The 1,009-nt window shown below is 68.2% G+C and carries 1 protein-coding gene; it reads left to right on the top strand.

What is annotated here, in order from left to right; genetic code table 11:
* Positions 1-1,009: Sua5/YciO/YrdC/YwlC family protein (locus WN73_RS11720; RefSeq protein ID WP_271552865.1), on the top strand; the 1,009-nt coding region annotated here is incomplete at both ends.

The following is a 1,009-nucleotide window of genomic DNA, read 5'->3' as shown; positions in this document are numbered from 1 at the left end:
TCGCTCGCCCGCATCGACGAGATCTCGGTGCACCTGGTCGGCGCCATGGCGAGCGAGGAGTTTTGCATCCGCGCCAGCAAGCAGGGCAGGGTATCGACGCGCATCGTCGCCGATGCCGCGACCTGTCCGGAATGCCTGCGTGAGCTGTTCGATCCCGCCAGCCGGTTTCATCGCTACCCCTTCGTCAACTGCACCCATTGCGGTCCGCGCTACACCATCGCCGAGCGGCTGCCCTACGATCGCCCCACCACCGCGATGAAGCGCTTCGCGATGTGCAAGGCCTGTGCGGACGACTATGCCGACCCCAGGAGCCGCCGCTTCCACGCCGAGGCGATCGCCTGCCCGCAATGCGGCCCAAGGCTCGGCCACGGAATCGAGGAGATTGCCGCCGCGATTGCCGCAGGCAAAATCGTCGCGATCAAGGGGCTCGGCGGCTACCAGCTCATCTGCGATGCCCGTGACCAGGCTGTCGTGCAGCGGCTGCGGCAGCGCAAGGAGCGCGATCAAAAGCCGTTTGCCGTCATGGTCGGCTCGGTGGACGCGGTCGCCGGCATCGCCGATGCCGACGCTGCCGAGCTTGCGTTGCTCGAAATGGCGCCGCGGCCGATCGTGCTGATGACGTCCCGCCATAGGCTCGCGCCTGCGATTGCGCCGGGGCTGTCGCGGATCGGCATCATGCTGCCGGTCACCCCGCTTCATCACTTGATCTTCGAGGCGCTGAATTCGGTGCATAAGCGGGCCGGCGAAAGTTGGGCGACCGTCGCCACCAGCGCCAATCCCGGCGGCGAGCCGCTTCTGATCGACAATCGCGAGGCGGAGCTGCGCCTTGCCGGCATCGCCGATCTCATCGTCACCCATGACCGCGACATCGTCACGCGAGCCGACGATTCCGTGGCGGCGGTCGTCGCCGGGCGGACGCGGTTCATCCGCCGCGCCCGCGGTTACGTTCCCGAGCCGGTTCGTCTCGCGCAGACCGTGCCGCCGATCCTGGCCGTCGGCGGCGCGCTGA

It is taken from the genome of Bradyrhizobium sp. CCBAU 45394 (assembly GCF_028128655.1).
In the GTDB taxonomy this organism is placed as follows: Bacteria; Pseudomonadota; Alphaproteobacteria; order Rhizobiales; family Xanthobacteraceae; genus Bradyrhizobium; species Bradyrhizobium diazoefficiens.
The sequence above is the reverse complement of the archived record's forward strand: the minus strand, read 5'-3'. Positions and strand labels throughout refer to the sequence as shown.